Raw genomic sequence first — 18862 nt, forward strand, 5'->3', positions numbered from 1 at the left:
TCCCGGGAGGAATTCACTACGGATAAGCCGACCTCTGCAGTCGCCCCGCATCATGAGACGGCTGCATTCGGCGGGAAGCGGTGAGTGAGACACCGCCGACCGCACGTCACAGCACTGCAACGCCGATCAGCGTGAGACCGTCTGCTTCGCCATCCAGTGGCGCTCCAGCGATTTGTTGCAGCCCTGCACCGACGATGCCGTGCGCGTCGCGTCGCAGCCAGAGCCGTCCGACTGCGGCTTTGCCGTCGCGGCTGGCGAGGACGACGCGGCCCTCGTAGAGGTCGAGCTGGCCGGAGGGAACCGGTTCGAAGACCTCCCCGGGCGCCTCCGACACCAGGAATCGGCGGGTCGCCGTCAGGGCGGGTTGAACGTCGGACAGGGAGATCCGCAATGCTCCGGCCGGCGCGTGGTCGGTCTTGCCGAGTAGGCGGCCGAGGACGTCGGCTGCGACGCCACGGCGTAGTTGTTCGTGGTAGCGCTCGTTGCGGAACACTCGCAGGCATCTGTAGCAGCTGGTTTCGGGTCCGCACTCGCAGTTGCGGACTCGTCTCAGGGCCTTGTCGAGTACGTCGCTCAGTCGCTCGGCGATGCGCTGGACGTGGCCGGCTCCGCCCGGCACGGTGTCGTACAGCATGAGGACGCTGCGTCCGGTGTCGGTTTGGTAGATGGTGGCATCGATGTCGTCGCGGCTGATCTCGAGTGCGAGGACGGCGCCTTCGACCAGGGTGTACGCGATCGACCGCCAGGCGCTGTCGTCGAGTCCGGCCGTGGCTGTTCCGTCGATGCTCAGTTCGAGGACGTCTGTCTGGTACCTGTGTGCCAGCGACAGGTTCTCCACGCGACCGCTGCAGTCCCGTCCGCTGAGCGGGCTCTGGTGGCTGGACACTCCGTCGATGGTGGGGCGTCCGGACCCGCAGATCACGCAGATGAGGAAGCCGCGGCCCGCTGATCCGTCGCTGATGGCGATGAGTTCGCCTCTGGCGCCGGCTCTGATGGTGATGGTGCCGCCGGTCAAGTTCAGTTTGTCTTCGTAGAGTTCCGCGCCGGGTGAGACGACGTAGGTCGCGCCATGCCAGGCTCGCCGCGGCGCGCTGGTGGGCCGCCGGGCGCTGTTGCGGGCGGCGACGAAGCCGAAGACCGGGATCGTGTACTGGCGGGGCGCGCCAACGGGTGCGGCGCCACAGGCCGGGCAGGCATGGTCGAGGCGGTCGATGGAGTCGCGGTAGTGGCCGCAGCCGTCGCAGATGACGTAGTAGCGCCGTTCCAGGTCCCTACCGGGTAGTCGGTAGACGCCGGCGGACTTCCAGGTCAGCCCACCGGCAATGACCTCGGCGCCGGGCGCGTACTCGTAGATGGCCGAGGACAGGTCGCGGGACAGTTCCAGCTGCTTGGCGTGGTGGGCGTCGGCGAACGCCAGCCGTAGCTCCACGGTGTCGACCGGGAAGCCGTACTTCGGTAGCACGTTGCGGTTGGCGAGAAGCCCGAGGAGCTCTCGGCTCGTGATGGTCCTCATGACTCGGCTGTAGCGGGCGGCCTGATCGTCGTGTCGGGCGGCGAACGCTTCCTGTCGTTTCTGCTCGTAGGTGTAGACGTCTTGCTGCAGCTCGGCCCGCACCGATTCGAGGAGGTCGAGCAGGTGCGCTACCCAGTCGGCGGAGTCGACGCCGATCGCCGCCTGCACGTCGGTGGGTAGGACCTGCCGCAGCGAGTCGGTGATGTCCGTCGGCGCAGGGGTGAGGAAGTCGCGGACCAGCGTTACCGGAGCTATCCCGTTGTCGTCAGGCAGGAAGAACTCCCCTGCTGTGCGCCAGATCGTGCCGTGGATTCGGAACTGGTGGCGGAAGAAGGCGGCCATGGCCACGGAGTGGGCGTGTCGCCGGTCGATCCGCACGTTGTTGAGAGGTACGTACGGTGCGCGGACCTCGCCTGCGATCATGCGGTCCGGTTCGGCGAAGCGGGACAGGTCGTGTGAGCGTCGTTGGGCGTAGGTGACGACGAGAGCGGCGGCGTCCGTGCGGCGACCGGCACGGCCGGCTCGCTGAACGTAGTTCGCGGTGGTGGGCGGCATGTTGCGGAGCATCACGGCCTGCAGTTCGCCGACGTCGACGCCGAGCTCAAAGGTCGTCGAGCAGGACAGGGCGTTGATCTCGCCGCGGACGAACTGCTGTTGGATCTCCGCGGCCCGTTCGCTGGTCCACTGGGCGGTGTGTTCGAAGACGCGTAGTGGCACCGGGTTCATTGCCCGATAGACGGTGCGGTAGTGGTCGCTGTCGGTGTCGGCCGCCGGTTGGCTCCAGGGTTCCAGCGTGCCGTCGCATGCCATCGTCGGGCAGGTGCCGCGGACGTTGAACGGGGTGAGCTTGCGGCAGGTCGAGCACTGCCAGAAGGCGCTGTCGCCGCCGACCGGGGTGCAGGTGATCAGAGCAGGGTCGAGTTGGTAGACCTGACCGATGCCGCGTTCGGTGCTGCCGATCAGCCATTCCTTCTGCGGTCCTCTGGTCAGCAGCTGCCATACCCCGTCGAGGACCTGGAGGGGGTCGGCGTTGTTCGCAAGCCGGTTGATCAACCGGCGCAGGTAATCCAGGCGACGGTTGACGCCCTTGGTGGGCAGCCCAGCTGAGGACCTTTCGGCGGGCATCGGCGCCGGTGCCACGGACGTAGATGGGGCCGAGCCTGGGTGCGAACGCTTCGTCGCGGGGGTCGACCCCGTCGAGTACGGCGACCGCGCCTTGAAGCCGGATCGATCGGACGAGCTCGCCGATCAGTGCCCACGATTCGTCCGCCTTGAGGCCGAGGTCGGTCAGGGGACGGGGCGGCGTCCACGCCGGGTCGCCGGACATGTCCCATGCGAGGAGTCCGCGACCTTCGAGGGAGTTGCGTTCGTCGACGCCGACGACTTCGACCTGCGCCCACAGGGCGACCTGTCGTTCGCGTGCCTGCCGTGATTGGCGGCGTTCGAAGAGGCCGTAGCGGTCGGCAGCTCGGTTGGTGTGGTAGATGACGTCTTCCAGCCGGATTTCACCGTCGGTTTCGGCGGCAGCGAGGGCACCCTCGTGAAGCAGTCGTCGGTGCTGCACCCGGTGGTAGGAGTCTTCGAGGTAGGGCGCGAAGTATGCCGCGGACTGGCGGCTGTCGCTAAACAGCAGAAGCTTGCGGCCGCCTCCTGGCAGGCCTTGCTGAATGGGGTCGGGCGCTACCGGCAGCTTCTGGTAGAGGGCGGTGGCGAGGACGGCGGCGGAGGCCTCGTTTCCGCTAGAGAAGAGGCGGATGAGGCCGTCACCGCGGCCACCGCAGGCCAAGCAGGCGGTGAGTTCGTCCGTACGGTGCCGCAGGAAGCGAACCTGGCGCATGGAGGCGTTCGGGCAGCGGGGGCAGGTGGTTGCTGGGCCAGCCTGGAAGACGCCGCACCGGCTGCACATAGCGCCCAGCTCGCCGGCGGAGTTGCCAGCGTTGGTGGTCGTCTCTTCGTCTTCGTCGGTTGCCACGGTGTCGACCAGCGCCATCCATACGCGCTGTTCATCTCGCGAGCGTCGGGAACGGAAAACCATGTGCGCGCCGACCTGCTCCAACGTGCCGGCGAGGTACACCGTGCCGCAGCGGCGGCACGTGCCGAATTCGAAGGCAGCGTCGGCGCACTGCTCACACCGCTCGTGTCTGGTGAGACTGACGTGTGGGCCGTGGGGTCCGAGACAGGTGAAGGCACCCTCGGTGGCGCGGGCGAAGAGGTGGTAGCGGGCGGACAGCACAGGCGAGCCGTCGCTGTCGTGGATGCTGTTGGCCAGGGCCACCAGCGCTGCACAGGCGGACTGGTCGCCGGTTGTGAACAGCGCTCCTGCTGCCTCGGGCAGCGGTACCGGCCCGTGCGCGAGCAGTGCCCTGAGCCGGCGGACCCGCTGCTCGCGGGCCAGGGCGTCCGACGGGTCATCACTGACATAGCCGTGTTGCCGAGCGCGGTCCAGGATGGCGGCGGCGGGGTCGCCGGCGTGCAGGAGTTCGGCGTAGGCCGGCGCGGGCAGAGGTCCCCACTCCGGTCCGGACGGGTGCTCGACTCGGTCGGCGGTGACCACGTCCTGCCGGTTCTCGTCAGCAGGGTCGTACTCGAATCGGGCCGGGAACAGGGATGCGGCGAAGTCGGCGACCGCTCTCATGTCGCCACCGACGGTTGCGCTGGTGGCGATGCACTGGATCGGCCGCTCGGAGCCGACGCGGTCGACCAGGCGGCGTAGCAGCATGGCCAGTTCCGCGCCCCGGGCGCCGTCGTAGACGTGCGCCTCGTCGACGACGATGAACTGCCAGTGCCCGGCGTGTTCGCCCTCGAACAGGTCCATGTCGAGGGGACGCAGCAGCAGGTACTCGAGCATGGCGTAGTTGGTCAGCAGCAGGTGTGGCGGCCGCCGCTGCATCTCTTCGCGGCTGAGCAGTTCGTTGGGCAGTGGTCGCCCGTCGGGGTTCTGCCGCTCGAACACCTCGGCGGCCTCACGGCGGGTCTGTCGGGTCTCCCCCGTGTACCGGCCGAAGGTGATGTCGGGAGCCTCGGCCAGGAGACGGCGGAGCCGTTTCATCTGGTCGTTGGCGAGGGCGTTCATCGGGTAGAGCAGCAGTGCCCTGACGCCCGGGCCGAGTGTTCCTGCCGAACGTTCGGCCATGATGCGGTTGATGATCGGCAGGAGGAAGCTTTCGGTCTTGCCCGAGCCGGTGCCGGTGGCGACGACGAGGTTCCGGCCGGCGGCGGCCTTGCGGATCGCCCGCTCCTGATGCCGGTACAACGGTCGATCAAGGTCGAATCCGCTGCGGAGCGTGGCGATCCCGGGGTCCAGGACACCGGCATCGATGAGCTCGCGTGGGGTGGACGAGGTGACGTATGGCGGTGTCGCCTCCAGCAGAGGACCCTTGGTGATTTGCTGGTTGATCGCCTCGCTGATCGCAGCGTCCAGGGCCGCCGCCAGCCGCGGGTCCTTCGGCTCGACCAGGGTTCGCAGGTAGCGCTGGTAGGTGCCGACGATGGCGTCACTGGTGGCGATGGGGTCAAGGATCATCGGACGTCTCCGGATCCGATCAGGGTGAACTCGGCGAGCAGAAGGTCGATGGTGACCAGGCGGGGTGCGCTTCGAGCGAGGGTGGCGTGATGGGGCAGAGTGCGCGGCAGCAGCCGCTCGCAGCCGGTGTGTCCACGGGCAGCCAGTCGTGCGACGAAAGCCAAGACGAGCGACAGCGCGGGGAGTGCGCGCCAGCCCGTGGTGGGCCTGCGCGCTTGGACTGCGTCCGCTACGCGTTGCCCGCTGACGGCGTGCACCTGTTGACGCGAGACGAGGAGTAGCTCCTTGGCGGCACTGGAGACTCTGCCGAGGCCCGGCTGAACCCGCACCTCGAACAGGTGCCGGGCTGCCGTCAAACGCTCGTCGGCGTCGAGTAGACCGCCCGGCACGACGCGCATCGCCTTCCACAACCGGTTACGTACCTCGATCGGAAGCTCGGCCAGCCGTAGCGCGGACTCGTCGAACCGGCCGACGGTCTGGTAGGGGTCGTTGCCACCATCGAGCAGGTGCAGCGCCACTTCACCGCAGACGGCCGATACCTGCTCGCGTAGCTCCTCATTCCCACCTTGCTCGCCGAGTCGATGGGCGGTGGCGAGCATGCCGGCCAGAGGGCTAATTCCCCACAGCTTGGTCTCGTCACGCTCCCCGACGTACGCGTCGGGAGGCACGGCGATCAGGCCGGAGTGTACGAGCGGGGCGACCAGCCGGTCGGCCGAGGTCCTGGTCTTCGCCAGCGCGGCGAGGGCGTGTGCGGGATAGCGCCGAAGGATGGCGGAGAGCCCACGGACATCACAGGTCACCCTGCCGCGAAGGCCGTCCGCCCGGTGATACAGGTCAATCAGCAGTGGTGCGATGTCCGGGCGGTCGGGCAGGTCGCCAGCTCCCGCCAGGTAGCCCGACAGGGCGTCGTCGGCGGTGTCCTCTCCGCTGGGTTTCCACTCGCGGTCGGCGATGTCGAAGGCATTGTCGTCGGCGGCGGGCCAGTCGGGCCACTCTGCCGGCACCCACGGGTCCTCGATGCGTAGCATCGCCACCAGAGGCCCGGCGGTGGTGACCTCCTCGGGAAGCGGATCACTGACCAGGTCCTGGTTGAAGGTCACCACGTGCGGAGGCCGCCACGGCGCGTATACCCGGTAGAAGCCGGCGACCAGGCCCTCTGCATGCACGCCGTCGACGAGGACCAGCCGGTCTCTGTCGAGGTGGACGGAGCTGGCAAGGCGCCTCGGGGTGCAGCGGGCTACCGGGAAGTCCTGGCCGTCGACGCGGACATCGAGCTGTGCGATGCCGTGGACGCCGACGGTGTCGGCGATGGCTGCCAGGGCGAACCGTGCCAGGGGCTGCCCGTACGTGGCACCGGAGACGACGGTCTGCAACTCACGACCGGCGGCCTTGACGACGAGTTGGGCGTCTGCCACCTCGGGAAGTCGGACCAGGAGCTCGCCCTCGCCGACTGTCTCGCTGTCCAGACGCAGCGGCTGCAAGGACCAGGCACCGCGGCCGTTGCCGCCGAGCCGCTGGATCGCCATGTGCGCTGGTGTCACCCGCACGGTCGTTGACCCCGTCCGGCTGTCGATCTGCACCTCAGCGGTGACGTCCTTCGGCCCCAGCTGCGCCATCGCTGGTGTGACGGTCAGGCCGTGCAGGCTGGCGCTGGCCCGCACGGTCGCCGGTTCCAGACCGTCGGCGCGGATCTCCCGCCAGGAGGGGTTGGATCGGGCGTTCAAGCCCTCCACCAGCTCGAGGGTGCGGGACAGGCCGCGGCCGAGGGGCCCGCGGACGATCACCTCGTACGTGCCGACGAGGGGTCGGGGCAGCCGATGCCAGGTGTCGATGGTGGTGTCGCGGGTGACGGTGACGACCTCGGTGATCAGCTGGTCGGACCCGGGTCTGCGGATGCGGACGGACCACTCGGTCGTGACACCGGGGTCGGTGGGCAGGGTCAGCGTCGGCGCGGCCGTGACGACCGGGACGCCGGTGAGACTGGACACGCCGGGCAGCGGCGGGTCGAGGTGCAGCTGAGCGCGTCGAGCGCCCTTGACTCGTCGGGGCGTGCCGTCGCCGAGGCGCAGCTCGGCCACCTGACGCAGGTCGACACGACGGAGGGTCCAGCCGAGCCAGCCGTAGGGGGCGGGGACATCGCCGAGGTCGTGCAGGTCGCCGGTGACGTGAAGCTCCAGCGGCGCCCCGGTGTCGGTCTCGTGAGGGTAGAGCAGCCAGGCGGGCTCCGGCGGCAGGCTGGAGGTGGCCGGTACGCGTCGACCGTCGTCGGTGAACACCAGCAGCGGGTCCCGCGGGTCGACCACCTCGATCTCGTGTTCCTGGTCGTAGGCGGCGAGCTCGACGGTCAGTTGTCGCGCGGGACGTGCGATGGGCAGTGCCGTCGCGGGTACGGTTTCCCGCACGCCCGGCCACATCGACCGGCTGACCACGGTCTGCGCCTCACCGTCGATGCGTACCTGCCACACCACGTGGCCGTCCGCCGCGTCGGGCACCGAGGGCAGCCAGAGTAGGAGTCCGCGTCCGAAGGGCTCAAGTTCCAGGTGGGGGCGCGCCTGGGTGATCCGGGTGCCCGATTGGACGCGGTCGATGGCACCGGTCCAGTCGAGCTGGCCCGACTCGGCAAGGTGCTGCGCCTTGGCGATCAATGTGGAGGGAGCCCGAGGCCGTCGGCGTGGAACACCGGCTGGCGGAGTCGCTCCAGCAGGTCGATGCAGCGGTCGATGAGGTCCTCGGCGTAGTCGCCGCCGTACTGAAGGAAGCGCTGCACGGGCTTGTCGAGCTCGAACAGGCGAGATTCGCGGCCGGGGGTCAGTGCCCAGGCCAGGAAGTGCTGCGCGTTCATGCCCGGGTCGCGAGCCAGCCGCTGTAGCAAGAGGTTCAGCAGGTCGCCTATGCAGTACGCGGGCACGCCGGCGTGCATGAGGATCTCCCCGACGTTGACCTGGGGAAGCCCGGGGAATCGGGCCAGCTTGAACCGGTCGAGGTTGGCGCGGAACAGCTCGCCCCACAGGCTCTGGTCGATTCTGCCCGGTGCCAGCTCGTGTACGGCGCTCCAGTAGTTGCCGTGTTCGTAGCCGACCGCGCCGATGCCGACAAGGCCGGTGACCAGGCACGCAGGGTAGCGGTGGGCGAGCAGCCGGCGGCGCTCGTACAGGTCGACGTGTCCGCAAATCCTGCCGAGTGCCCGAATGACCTCTTTCACCTCGGTCTCCGGGGCACCGAGTTCGGAGACAAGGGACACGGCATTCAGAGCCGGCGCCCAGGCGATTTCCCGGTCGCGGAGGAACTCAGATCCTTGTAACACGTTCTTCCCCTCTAGAACGCGGCGGCAGCCGTAGGGCGACTATGCAAGTGCGCCGGGGTCGGCACAAGACGAGCAGCAGGTCAGAGCCTCCGCCCTGTCCGATCGGCCCATCAGGGCCACCAAGATCGTTCGTGCCGTCGCCCCGGTCGGCGGAACGACAAGTTGTTATCGCTGTGCAATGGGTTGCCCTGCAGCGGCTTAATCAGAGTCGCTGGTGTTATCTGCGAAAGTCGTGGCATAAAGCTGCGGTAGGAGGCGAGTGACGTCCCGGTGCCAGCCCTCAAGTTCCGCCACAGTAGGCGCCAGCTCGTACACGTGGTGATGCATGGCGCGGGAGAGGCCGTGCCAGGCCGTCCTCGCGAGGAGCGCCGTCGAGGCATCGACGAAGGCCGGCAGGGCCAGCAGTTGATGCCGCATCGGGCATCGGGTGACGCTGGGTGCGACCCGATCCCAGTAGATGCGCAATCCCTGTTCGAGTGCGAGGCGGGTGAGGCAGGCGCAGCCGCGCTGCCAGCAGCGGCGCATACTGCGGCTGGGACGATTCAGCAGGGTGAAGGCTTCGTCGAGAAGCTGCTCGGGGGTCATGGGCGGCGCAGCCTCCCCACCAGGTCCCGTGCTTCCTCGATCAGGACCGGGAGGTCGCTGGTGGCACCGCCGTGCGAACCGTTGTTCGCCGCCCTTACCACCCGAGCGGCGGTGGGACCGAGCTTGCGCAACTCGGCAGGCAGGTCACCGACGCGCTTGCGGTCGCCCAGCAGAGCGAGGGCCAGCGTGGGCCGCAGTCCCTCGGTCTCGCTGATGGCGGCTTCCGTGTCGGCGATCGAGGTGCCAGCGCGGAAGCCACGGATCCGGATCCTTTCGTGGCAGGCGTACTCGAGGGCGTCGCGGATGAGGTTGCAGACGATGGTGGCCTGCACGGTGCCGGCCATGTTCTCGTCGTGGGTGATGGCCAGGGCGTCGGTGAGGTAGCGCTGCCCGGGATCGCCGTCTCGGTCACCGGTGACGGTGACCTGGGAGCGGGCGAGGCGGCTGACTGCGAGGATCCGGGCGTCGAGCTGCAAGTGCCGGACGGCGGCGGGGAGCCGGTCGTCGTGGGTGAAGACGATGACCTGCCGGTGCTTCGCGACCTGGGCGAGGACCTGGGCAAGGCCGTAGACCTTGGCAGGGTCCATGGACTGCACCGGGTCGTCGATGACAAGGAACCGGAACGGGCTCTCGGGCATGGTGGCGCGCGGAAGGAACAGCGCCAGCGCGAGGGAGTGCAGTTCGCCCTGACTCATGACGCTGAGGGCCGCTCCGGGGACGCCGTCGACCTCCACGTCGAGGTCGACCCGACGGGTGGTGCCGGTGCCGGCCAGCTTGATCGCGCCAAGCTGGACATTGCTGTCCTGCCGCAGCGTGTTCCAGATGGTGGTTGCCTCCGCCGCGACCGGCGCCAGCTTGTCGGCGCGGATCTCCTTGCCGAACTCCAGCAGCTTGGCGATCGCCGCCTTGAGGGCGGCGAACATGGTGCCGGCGTGGCGGCTGGCACGTTCGGCGTCGATCCAGGTGCGGAGGTGGTCGGCGACCGGCTGCCACGCCTGCCGGCGACGCGCCAGGGCCTCGCGGGCGGCGGTTTGCACCGGGGTGAAGGTGGTGACCAGGGTGTCGAAGACGCCGATCGCGGTGTCGGCGATCGTGGTGGAGTCCGCAGTGGCGAGCAGGTCGTCCCAGCTCTGCCAGGCCGCCCGGGCCTCGCCGGTGTGGACCTGCTCGCAGGAGAGGTCGAGGTTCAGGGCCGCAGGCAGGGCGGGCACCAGTTGGCGCAGGGCGCGTCGGGCCTCGCTTGCGGTGCGGTAGGCGGCGTCGAGCTGCTCGGCGCGCTGGGTCAGCCGCTGTAGCTGCGTCTGCGCCTGGGCGGCCCACTCCTCGTCCAGGGTGCGACCCCCGCACACTGGGCAAGGCTGATCGGGGTGGTTGGCGCGGTGGCGCAGCGCGTCGCGGAGCAGCCCGGCCAGTGCCCTGGCCTCCTCGGCCGGGGTGCCGGCCAGGGCGTCGATCTGGCGCAGCGCGGTGCGGAGCCGGTCGACTGCCGTGCTGAGTTCGGTGTGGCTGGGCAGGTGCAGGACGTCGAGCTGGCGCAGCGGCACGACGGTCGCGTCGTCGGTCGCTTCGCCGCTGGTGGTCAGGGTTTCGAGCTGGTCGAGATCGGCGAGCCGGCCGGTGAGTGCGTGCTCGGCGAGGCGGGCGCGGGGGTCCGGGTGCTCCGCCAGTACGGCCTTGAGGGCCGGGAGGCTTTCGGCGGCCCGCTTGCGCTGCTGGTCCATCTCCCGGCGGGCGGTCTTGAGCATCGTTTCGATCTCGACGAGGCGGCCGAGTCCGAGGATGCGTTGCAGGGAGTCGTACATCTCGCTGTCCTTGCCACCGAGGAGACCGCCGAGTTCCGAGTAGGAGAGGAACGGTCGGTAGAGCTCCAGGGGCTTGGCCCAGCCGAGGTCGGCGACGCTCTGGCGGCGCTGTCCGGTGGCCTGCAGGAAGGTGGTGCAGTCGGTGAGGTTCGCGTCGCTGGCCCAGTGGCATTCGACGGTGGCGCCGTCACGGTGGCCTTCGACGCCCAGGCGGACGCGGATATGCGGATCGACGCTCCCGTGCAGGTTGCGCCAGCCCTTCTGCCACACCGCGGTACGGCCGGCCCAGCGCTTGTTGTTGCCGGTGAGGGCGAACTCCGCGGCTTCGGCGAAGCTGGACTTGCCGGAGCCGTTGCGGCCGGTGACGATCGTCAGCCCTGGCCCGGGGATGAGGTTGAGGGTGGCGGTGGGGCCGATGCCGCGGAAGCCGGTCACCTCGATGCTGGCGAGATAGGTGCCGATCGGCTCGGACGCCTCCTCGTATGCGGCGGGTGGTTCGGGCCGCCGCGGCGCGGTTCCGCCGAGTACGGCAGCGAGGTCCTCGTCGCCGAGCAGGGCGGCGACGATGAGGTCCTCGGCGGTGTCGGGCAGGTCGGCGCGGTCGAGGTGGTCGAGGATGAGCTGGTCGACGGTGCCGGTCTGGTCGTCTGTCACGTCGTTCCTCCTCACGGGGGATGAGGCGACGGGTGGCCGCGCCACCAGCGGGTGGCTGGTGGCGCGACGCACAGCGTCTCGGGGGTGGCGCGGGCCGGGGTGGGTTACTGGCCGCGGATCTTGCGGCCGCTCTCGGTGTCGGGGTACAGGACGGCGTCGGCGACCCGGCCGCCGGAGTCCTTGGCGCCGCCGCCGAAGTTCAGGACGCCGGCGGCGTTGGCGCTGGCGGCGATGCCGTCCCAGTAGCGGGCCTCCCGCTCCCAGCGGATGCTCGAGAGCAGGTTCAGCAGCTCGGTGTCGGTGAGCGGGATGCTAGAGGTGGCCCAGTCGGTGGCCTGGTGAGCGGCGATGCCGATGCCGGCCAGGACGGCCGGCGCGGAGGCCGCGGACCGGGCGGCGAGCTGCGGGTGCAGGTGGGTGAGCAGGTTCGACAGCAGCGGTACGACGCGACGCTCGATCCGCTCGGCGGTCGCGCCGGTGGGCAGGTCCGTCGGGCGGATGGTGGTCGAGGACAGGCCGAGCCCGGCCCGGCCGTAGATCGTGGTGATGACGAGGACCCGCAGCGCGGAGAGAGTGATCAGTTCGGGGTCGGCCTTGGTGAGCTGCCGCTTGCGGGACTGGACGAGCTTGCTGAAGGGGATCACCTTGCCGTCGTGTTCGACCTTGACGGCCTCGGCGATGCGGTGCGCGAGCTGGGTGCCGAAGTCCCGCTGGTCCATAGACATGGCCAGGTTCTTGGCCACAGGGACGCCTTCGACGTTGCGGTCGTAGAAGATCTGCCGGGCGTCCTCGACACTGAGTCCCCAGTAGAGCTCGAACGGCAGCCGGACCGCCCCGAGGGCCTCGTAGGTGGTGCCGTACTGCTCGGGGTCGTCGTAGAGCTCGTGCAGGGCCGTTACCTGGGTCTCGCCGTCGATCGCGACGACCGGGGAACCGGCGAGGAGGGTGATCTTCCGGATGCCGCTGCCGGGGATGAGTTCGTCGCTGACCGCGCCGGGCTCGCCGGCGAGCCACAGCGTGATCGGCGGGGTGGACCAGCCGGAGCCAAAGTCGCCGTTGACGCCGGAGGCGATGTAGCGGGCGTAGCCGGTGACGTTGCGGCCCTTCTGGGTCGACTTGAGAGTGCGCTGGACCAGGGACCGGATCTCGGCGTGGCGGCGCATCGCTCCGGGCGAGAACTTCATCGCCCGCTTGTCCTCCTCGAGCTTCGGGTTGGGGACGAGCTGCAGCAGCGCCGGCAGCCCGATCGTGCCGATCACCGCGTCGGTGCGGAAGGGGGTGACGGTCAGCTGGATGCCCTCGACAGCAGCGGACGGCATGGTGATGGACACGGAGAGTCCTCCTGGTGGGGGGTGACAGGCCCGGTGGTCGTTTGCGGGCAGGGGGAGTCAGCGACGGCCGAGCAGATCGATCCGCCTTGGTGAAAGCAACACTAGCACAGTCGCCAGTGAAAACGCTGTCAAAACGTTTAAACGCTTCCGAGATCGTGTAGGGTGAGCGGCGAACAGCAACGCAACTGACAGGACGCCCATGCCACAGCCCACCGAGGTGACCGCCGCCGAGATCTCCCGGCTGGCCGGCGTCACGCGCGCCACCGTGAGCAACTGGCGTCGGCGTCACCCCGACTTTCCCACCCCGTCGGGTGGGACAGAGACCAGCCCGGCGTACGACTTGAACGCCGTCCGGGCCTGGCTCTCCGCGCGTGGGCAACTACCTGCCAGCTCCCCCGCCGATGACCTGCGCACCGCCCTGCGGGTCAGCGCAACCGACCTCGCCCACCGAAGCAGGCTGCTGCCGCTCGTTGTCGTGGCGAGTCGCATTGCCGACACCGAGGTGGAGAAAGCCGTCGGGCTTCCCGATGACCAGCTGCCCACATGGGCCCAGAAGACAAGCCGGTCGTACGCCGTCGACATCCCCGGCACCGGCGACCTCAGCTATCGACCCGAAGAGGCCGAGCTGCTTCGCGCGCTGCTGCGCTGCTGCGCTGAGGAAGGCGCGACGCAGACGCTGGAGGTGCTGGCCGAGGGCGAGGTCACCGACAGCAAGGCCAGCGGCGCCTACCGGACACCAGCGCCCATCGCCGATCTCATGGCCGAACTCCTCGCCGACCCAGGTGAGCCGTACCCGGACAGGGTCTTCGACCCCGCATGCGGGGTCGGTGGCCTGCTCCTGGCCGCCGCCTCGCACGGGGCGCGCGAGTTGTACGGCCAAGACCTGGTACCGGCGGTGGCCGCGCAGGCTGCTGCTCGCCTCGCCGTTCAGGCCGATGAGGCGAAAGCACAGGTCGAGGTCGGCGACACCATGCGTGAGGACGCGTTCCCGACGTTGGCCGCCGACGCAGTGCTCTGCGCGCCCCCCTACGGCCACCGCGAGTGGGGTCACGAGGATTTGGCGTACGACCCGCGGTGGGTGTTCGGCCTACCACCGAAGGGCGAGTCGGAGCTGGCATGGCTGCAGCATTGCCTCACGCACCTGGCCCCTGGCGGCCGCGCTGTCCTGCTCATGCCGCCTGGTTCCGCCTTTCGGCCGTCGGGCCGGCGGATCAGAGCCGAGATGGTCCGTCATGGAGCATTGAGAGCCGTCATCGCCCTGCCCGTGGGCATTGCACAACCGCTCCACATCGGCCTTCAGCTGTGGCTGCTCGAACGACCGCACCCGCAGGCGACCCTGTCGTCGACCGTTCTCCTGGTCGACACCGCCGGACCTGAGACCACCAGCACCGATGACACACCGGGCAGGCGCTCAACGCCGGACTGGTCCACGGTCCGCAGCGCTGCGCTCGACGCCTGGAAGGACTTCGACCGGCATCCGGACAACTTCGACCCCATCCCGGGGGTGGCGCGGGCTGTCCCGGTCGTTGACCTCCTCGACGAGGCGGTCGACCTCAGCCCCGCCCGCCACGTTCGTGCCACTCCCGTGCCTGCGAAGCCCGACGAACTCGCCGAGATGGCGTACGAGCTGAGGAGCCGGCTGCGGCGGGCAGCCACCGGGCTGGTGGCGCTGAGCGGCGGTCACACCTGGCCTCCCGCCGGAGCTGATCCGCGGTCCTGGCGGACCGCCAGTGTCGCTGATCTGCTGCGGGGTGACGCCCTCACGCTGCTTCGCGCGCCCGCGGCAATTCGCAGCTCAAGCCCTGCCATGGCGGAATCCGAGCTACCCCGAACACTCACCGCCCGGGACGTGGTGTCCCGGCGGGCAGCCTCGGGTGCCGCCGAGGAGGAACCCTCGGACGAGGACGTCACCATCCAAGCAGGGGACGTCATCCTCCCCGAAATGCTGCAGGAAGGCGTGAGCATCGCCCGCGTCGCCGACAACCGCGACGCCGGGCATCTTCTCGGCCGCCACCTCCACCTCCTGCGTCCCGACCCCGCCCGCCTCGACCCGTGGTTCCTCGCCGGATTCCTCGCCGCAGAGGACAACCTCAGCGCCGCATCGTCCGGCACCACCGTGGTGCGCGTCGACCCTCGACGCCTGCGAATCCCCCTGCTCCCCCTAGCCGAGCAACAGCGGTACGGCAAAGCGTTCCGCCAACTCCAGGCGCTCCGAACCGCGGCGGACGTCGCCAACCGCCTCGCCGACGAGGCAGCTCGCACCCTGGCCGCCGGCCTCACCGGCGGCGCGCTGCTCCCACCAGACACTGCCCCACCCTCGACCTGACACCGGTCGAATCCGGAACGAGAACATCAGTACCCCACCCGCCCCGAGCCTGGCGGCACAGCGGAAGGAACCCGTTGAACAGCAGCAAGCACACCGAACTGGCGAACCACGCCTGGTCGGTAGCCGACCTCCTCCGCGGCGACTACAGGCCGTCCGACTACGGCAAGGTGATCCTGCCGTTCATCGTGCTGCGCCGCCTGGAGTGCGTCCTCGAGTCCACCCGCGACAAGGTCCGGACCGAGTACGACCGGCTCAAAGATCAGAACGTCGACATCGCCCGGTTCCTGCGCCGAGCCTCGGGGCACAGCTTCTACAACGTGAGCGGCTACACGCTGAAGTCGATCGCCAACGACTCCGCCCAAGCCGCGAAGCATCTGATCGCGTACGTCGGCGCCTTCTCCGAGAACGCGCAGGAGGTGATGGAGCGTTACGAGTTTCCCCAACAGATCCGGCGACTCGACAGCGCGGGCCTGCTCTACCGAGTGGTTGGCCGCTTCGCCGACCTCGACCTACACCCCTACCAGCGCGACAAGAAGACGGGCGAGGTGATCCTCGACAAGGAGACCGGCAAGCCCATCCCCAACGTCTCCAACCATCAGATGGGGTACATCTTCGAGGAACTGATCCGGCGCTTCGCCGAGCAGTCCAACGGTCCTGCCGGTGACCACTTCACACCGCGCGAGGTCGTCGAGCTGATGGTCAACCTGCTCATCGCTCCCGACGACGACGCACTGAGCATCCCGGGCACCTCCCGTACGGTGATGGACCCGGCCTGCGGCACCGGCGGCATGCTCTCGGCGGCAGAAGAGCACATCATCAAGCACAATCCGTCAGCGACCGTCACCGTCTTCGGCCAGGAACTCAACCCCGAGTCCTGGGCGATCTGCCGATCCGACATGATGATCAAGGGTCAAGACCCGGAGAACATCAAGTTCGGCAACTCGTTCAGCGACGACGGTCACCGCGGCGCCCACTTCGACTACCTGCTGGTCAATCCACCATTTGGGGTGGATTGGAAGAAGGTCAAGGACGAGATCGAGACCGAGTACGAGACGCTCGGGGAGAGCGGCCGGTTCGGCGCCGGGCTACCCCGGATCAACGACGGCTCGCTGCTCTTCCTCCAGCACATGATTTCAAAAATGAAACCGGTCACCGCCGACGGCAAGGGTGGCAGCCGCGTCGCCATCGTCTTCAACGGCTCCCCGCTGTTCACCGGCGCCGCCGAATCCGGCGAGTCCCGGATCCGGCAGTGGATCCTGGAGAACGACTGGCTCGAAGGCATCGTCGCCCTTCCTGACCAGCTCTACTACAACACCGGCATCTCCACGTACTTCTGGATCCTGACCAACCGCAAGGCAAGGGGCCACCAGGGCAAGGTCGTCCTGCTCGACGCCCGTGACCAGTTCGCCAAGATGCGCAAGTCCCTGGGCGACAAGCGCAAGCTCGTCACCCCCGACCAGATCAAGCAGATCACCCGGCTGTACGCGGAGGCGCTCGACGCCGCCAAGGATCCCGAGCACCCGCAGCACAGCAAGGTGAAGGTCTTTGCCAACGAGGACTTCGGCTACCGCCGGATCACCGTCGAGCGCCCGCTGAAGCTTCGGTTCGAGGTCACCGACGAGACGTTGACCGCGCTGGCCGCCTCGAAGCCGATCCAGAAAGTGTCGGACGCCGACGCGCTGACCACCGCACTGAAGCCGCTGGTCGGGCAGGTGTGGACGACGAAGCGGGCGGCGTGGGACGCGCTCCGCTCCGCGATGGCCGAGGCCGGCGTGCTGTGGCCCTCCGGCACCGCCTTCCAGAAGGCGGTGCGGGACATCATCGGAGTGCGCGACCCCGAGGGCGAGGTCCAGCTCGTCAAGGGCAACCCCGAGCCCGACCCGGAGCTGCGCGACTACGAGAACGTGCCGCTCGACGAGGACGTCGAGGAGTACCTGCGTCGTGAGGTGCTTCCACACGTCCCCGACGCCTGGATCGACCACGAGAAGACAAAGATCGGGTACGAGATCCCCTTCACCCGCCACTTCTACGTCTACAAACCCCCGAGGCCACTCGCCGAGATCGACGCCGAATTGAAAGCTCTGGAAGCCGAGATTCAAGCTCTGCTCAGTGAGGTGACCGAGTGACTGAAGTTTTCGGGCTCCCCCTGCCGGCGCACTGGACGGTCTCACCGCTCAAGCGTGCAACTCCGTTGCTGAACCGCGGATCGGCACCGGATTACGTTGAGGCCGGCCCGGTTGTCGCTCTCAGCCAGGCATCAAATCAAGACGCCGGGATCGATTGGTCGCGTACAAGGTTCCATAGTTTCTGCGGTGACCCCAGCAAGTTGAAAGGTTACCTCAAATCAGAAGACATTATCATCAACTCGACCGGCACGGGCACGCTCGGGCGAGTCGGATACTTCCGCGGTTCACCGAACAACACCCCATGCATCGCCGACAGTCACATAACAATCGCTCGCTTCTCCCCGGACATCGTCTATCCGCGATTCGGCTACTACTGGTTGCGGTCAGAGCCGTTCCAACGGCACATCCTCTCGGCACTCGTCGTCGGAGCCACCAATCAGATCGAGCTGAACAGCGAAAGGCTCGCGCGAGCACCAATCCCCTTGCCGCCACTCGAAGAACAGCGCCGCATTGCTGACTTTCTTGACGCCGAGACGGATCGCGTCGATGGCATGCAGTTGAGGACAAGAAGCCAGGTCATCCTCCTCAGCGAACGCCTGAACGAGTCGATTCGGCTGGCAACGACAACCGGCAACGGCCCGCGTCGAGAAACCGGCATCGCGTGGATGCCGGAGATGAATGAGCAATGGCAACTCTTTAAGGTGAGCCACGCCTTCAGGTCAGGGAGCGGCACCACTCCTACCTCAGATCGCCCCGAATACTATGGCGGACCCTACCCGTGGGTGAACAGTGCGGACATCAACGATGGCCAGATAGAAGAATGCGACAAGTCGGTGACCGCCGCAGCGCTAACAGACTTCCCGGCATTGAAGATTCATCCGGCAGGATCCCTTGTAGTGGCCCTGTACGGACAAGGCGCAACCAAGGGGAAGGTTGGAATTCTCCGAATTGATGCGTGCTTGAATCAAGCATGCTGCGTCCTGATTCCGACTGGGCCGATCGCCGAGGACTACGCCGCATACTGGTTCCGTGCTCACAAGCAGGGAATCGTAGGACTCGCGCTTGGAGCCGGACAGCCAAACCTTAGCCAAGAGCTCATCAGACAACTTCGAATCCCTGCACCCGACCGCCCAGCCCAGAATAAAATTGTCACGGCGCTCAGAAAGCTCGAAGACGAAGTTCGAAATGAATCGACACTTCTTCGAGCTAGAGAGCGGTTGCTTAGTGAACGTCGAACCGCTCTGATCACTGCCGCCGTTTCTGGCCAAGTCGATGTGTCCACCGCCAGCGGTCGAGGAATCGAGGACTGACGCACCTGTCACCCGGCCCACGAAGGCTGCGGCTCCGTCCACGAGACGAAGCTACGGAGAGGATTTCATTGCTTGCCACGCTCGGCGAGGCCGATCTCGCCTCGCTCGCCGCCGACCGAGCCGCCGCCGGTGACTCCACCCATACCCGCACCACCATCGCCGTCGCGCAGGTATTGCGTGCCGCGACCGCCTCGCCCTTTACGGACCCCGCCGCCGACGATGGGGCACACGGAACCCTGCCCCCCAGGCCACGACGGCCGCGTAGCGTGAGTGGATCCCGGCGCAAGCTATGTGCTCAATTCACGACAGGGCCTTCTCGGCGGGCCCGGAAATCCACGATGGCCGCTACCATGGGTGGCGCACGCGCGCCAAGATCAATAGCCTTAGT

The 18862-nt window shown here is 68.1% G+C and carries 10 protein-coding genes; 3 read left to right on the forward strand and 7 right to left on the reverse strand.

All coding sequences use genetic code 11. From position 1 onward, the window contains the following. Positions 1-106: 106 nt before the first annotated feature. The 7 genes from AB0873_RS18370 to AB0873_RS18400 form a co-directional block, all read right to left on the reverse strand. Positions 107-2230 carry a Zn-binding domain-containing protein gene (locus AB0873_RS18370; protein ID WP_366600908.1) on the reverse strand — a complete coding sequence of 708 codons (2124 nt, stop codon included), beginning with the start codon at positions 2228-2230 and terminating at the stop codon, positions 107-109. Continuing rightward, positions 2115-5036, reverse strand: a complete 2922-nt coding sequence (locus AB0873_RS18375; RefSeq protein ID WP_366600909.1) for a DEAD/DEAH box helicase — start codon at positions 5034-5036, stop codon at positions 2115-2117. The genes AB0873_RS18370 and AB0873_RS18375 overlap by 116 nt, the downstream gene beginning before the upstream one ends. Then, positions 5033-7681, reverse strand: coding sequence for a hypothetical protein (locus AB0873_RS18380; RefSeq protein ID WP_366600910.1), 2649 nt, complete (start codon positions 7679-7681; stop codon positions 5033-5035). The genes AB0873_RS18375 and AB0873_RS18380 overlap by 4 nt, the downstream gene beginning before the upstream one ends. Next, on the reverse strand, positions 7678-8238 hold the full coding sequence (locus AB0873_RS18385) for a hypothetical protein (protein ID WP_366600911.1): 561 nt from the start codon (positions 8236-8238) through the stop codon (positions 7678-7680). Before AB0873_RS18385 ends, AB0873_RS18380 begins: the two co-directional genes overlap by 4 nt. A 300-nt stretch (positions 8239-8538) precedes the next feature. Further along, positions 8539-8925 carry a hypothetical protein gene (locus tag AB0873_RS18390; RefSeq protein WP_366600912.1) on the reverse strand — a complete coding sequence of 129 codons (387 nt, stop codon included), beginning with the start codon at positions 8923-8925 and terminating at the stop codon, positions 8539-8541. Beyond that, a complete protein-coding gene (locus tag AB0873_RS18395; RefSeq protein WP_366600913.1) occupies positions 8922-11381 on the reverse strand; it encodes an AAA family ATPase in 2460 nt (819 codons plus the stop codon). The genes AB0873_RS18390 and AB0873_RS18395 overlap by 4 nt, the downstream gene beginning before the upstream one ends. 104 nt (positions 11382-11485) lie before the next feature. Then, positions 11486-12712 (reverse strand): DNA sulfur modification protein DndB, encoded by a 1227-nt coding sequence (locus AB0873_RS18400; protein WP_366600914.1) that lies wholly within the window; start codon positions 12710-12712, stop codon positions 11486-11488. A gap of 199 nt (positions 12713-12911) precedes the next feature. On the opposite strand from AB0873_RS18400, the gene AB0873_RS18405 reads away from it, so the two are divergent. From AB0873_RS18405 to AB0873_RS18415, 3 genes are all read left to right on the forward strand, one after another. After that, positions 12912-15038, forward strand: a complete 2127-nt coding sequence (locus tag AB0873_RS18405) for an N-6 DNA methylase (protein ID WP_366600915.1) — start codon at positions 12912-12914, stop codon at positions 15036-15038. Positions 15039-15112: 74 nt separating this feature from the next. Further along, positions 15113-17164, forward strand: a complete 2052-nt coding sequence (locus tag AB0873_RS18410; protein WP_366600916.1) for a class I SAM-dependent DNA methyltransferase — start codon at positions 15113-15115, stop codon at positions 17162-17164. Beyond that, entirely contained in the window at positions 17161-18474 is a 1314-nt protein-coding gene (locus AB0873_RS18415) for a restriction endonuclease subunit S (protein ID WP_366600917.1), read from the forward strand. The genes AB0873_RS18410 and AB0873_RS18415 overlap by 4 nt, the downstream gene beginning before the upstream one ends. The last annotated feature ends 388 nt before the right edge of the window (positions 18475-18862 follow it).

Origin of the sequence: Micromonospora sp. NPDC047707 (assembly GCF_040704235.1) — a bacterium.
GTDB lineage: Bacteria > Actinomycetota > Actinomycetes > Mycobacteriales > Micromonosporaceae > Micromonospora.

What these genes read in the sequence shown, in the direction of transcription:
- AB0873_RS18405 (WP_366600915.1), top strand. Translation starts at nt 12,912, where the DNA reads ATGCCACAGCCCACCGAGGTGACCGCCGCCGAGATCTCCCGGCTGGCC.
- AB0873_RS18390 (WP_366600912.1), bottom strand. Translation starts at nt 8,925, where the DNA reads ATGACCCCCGAGCAGCTTCTCGACGAAGCCTTCACCCTGCTGAATCGT.
- AB0873_RS18375 (WP_366600909.1), bottom strand. Translation starts at nt 5,036, where the DNA reads ATGATCCTTGACCCCATCGCCACCAGTGACGCCATCGTCGGCACCTAC.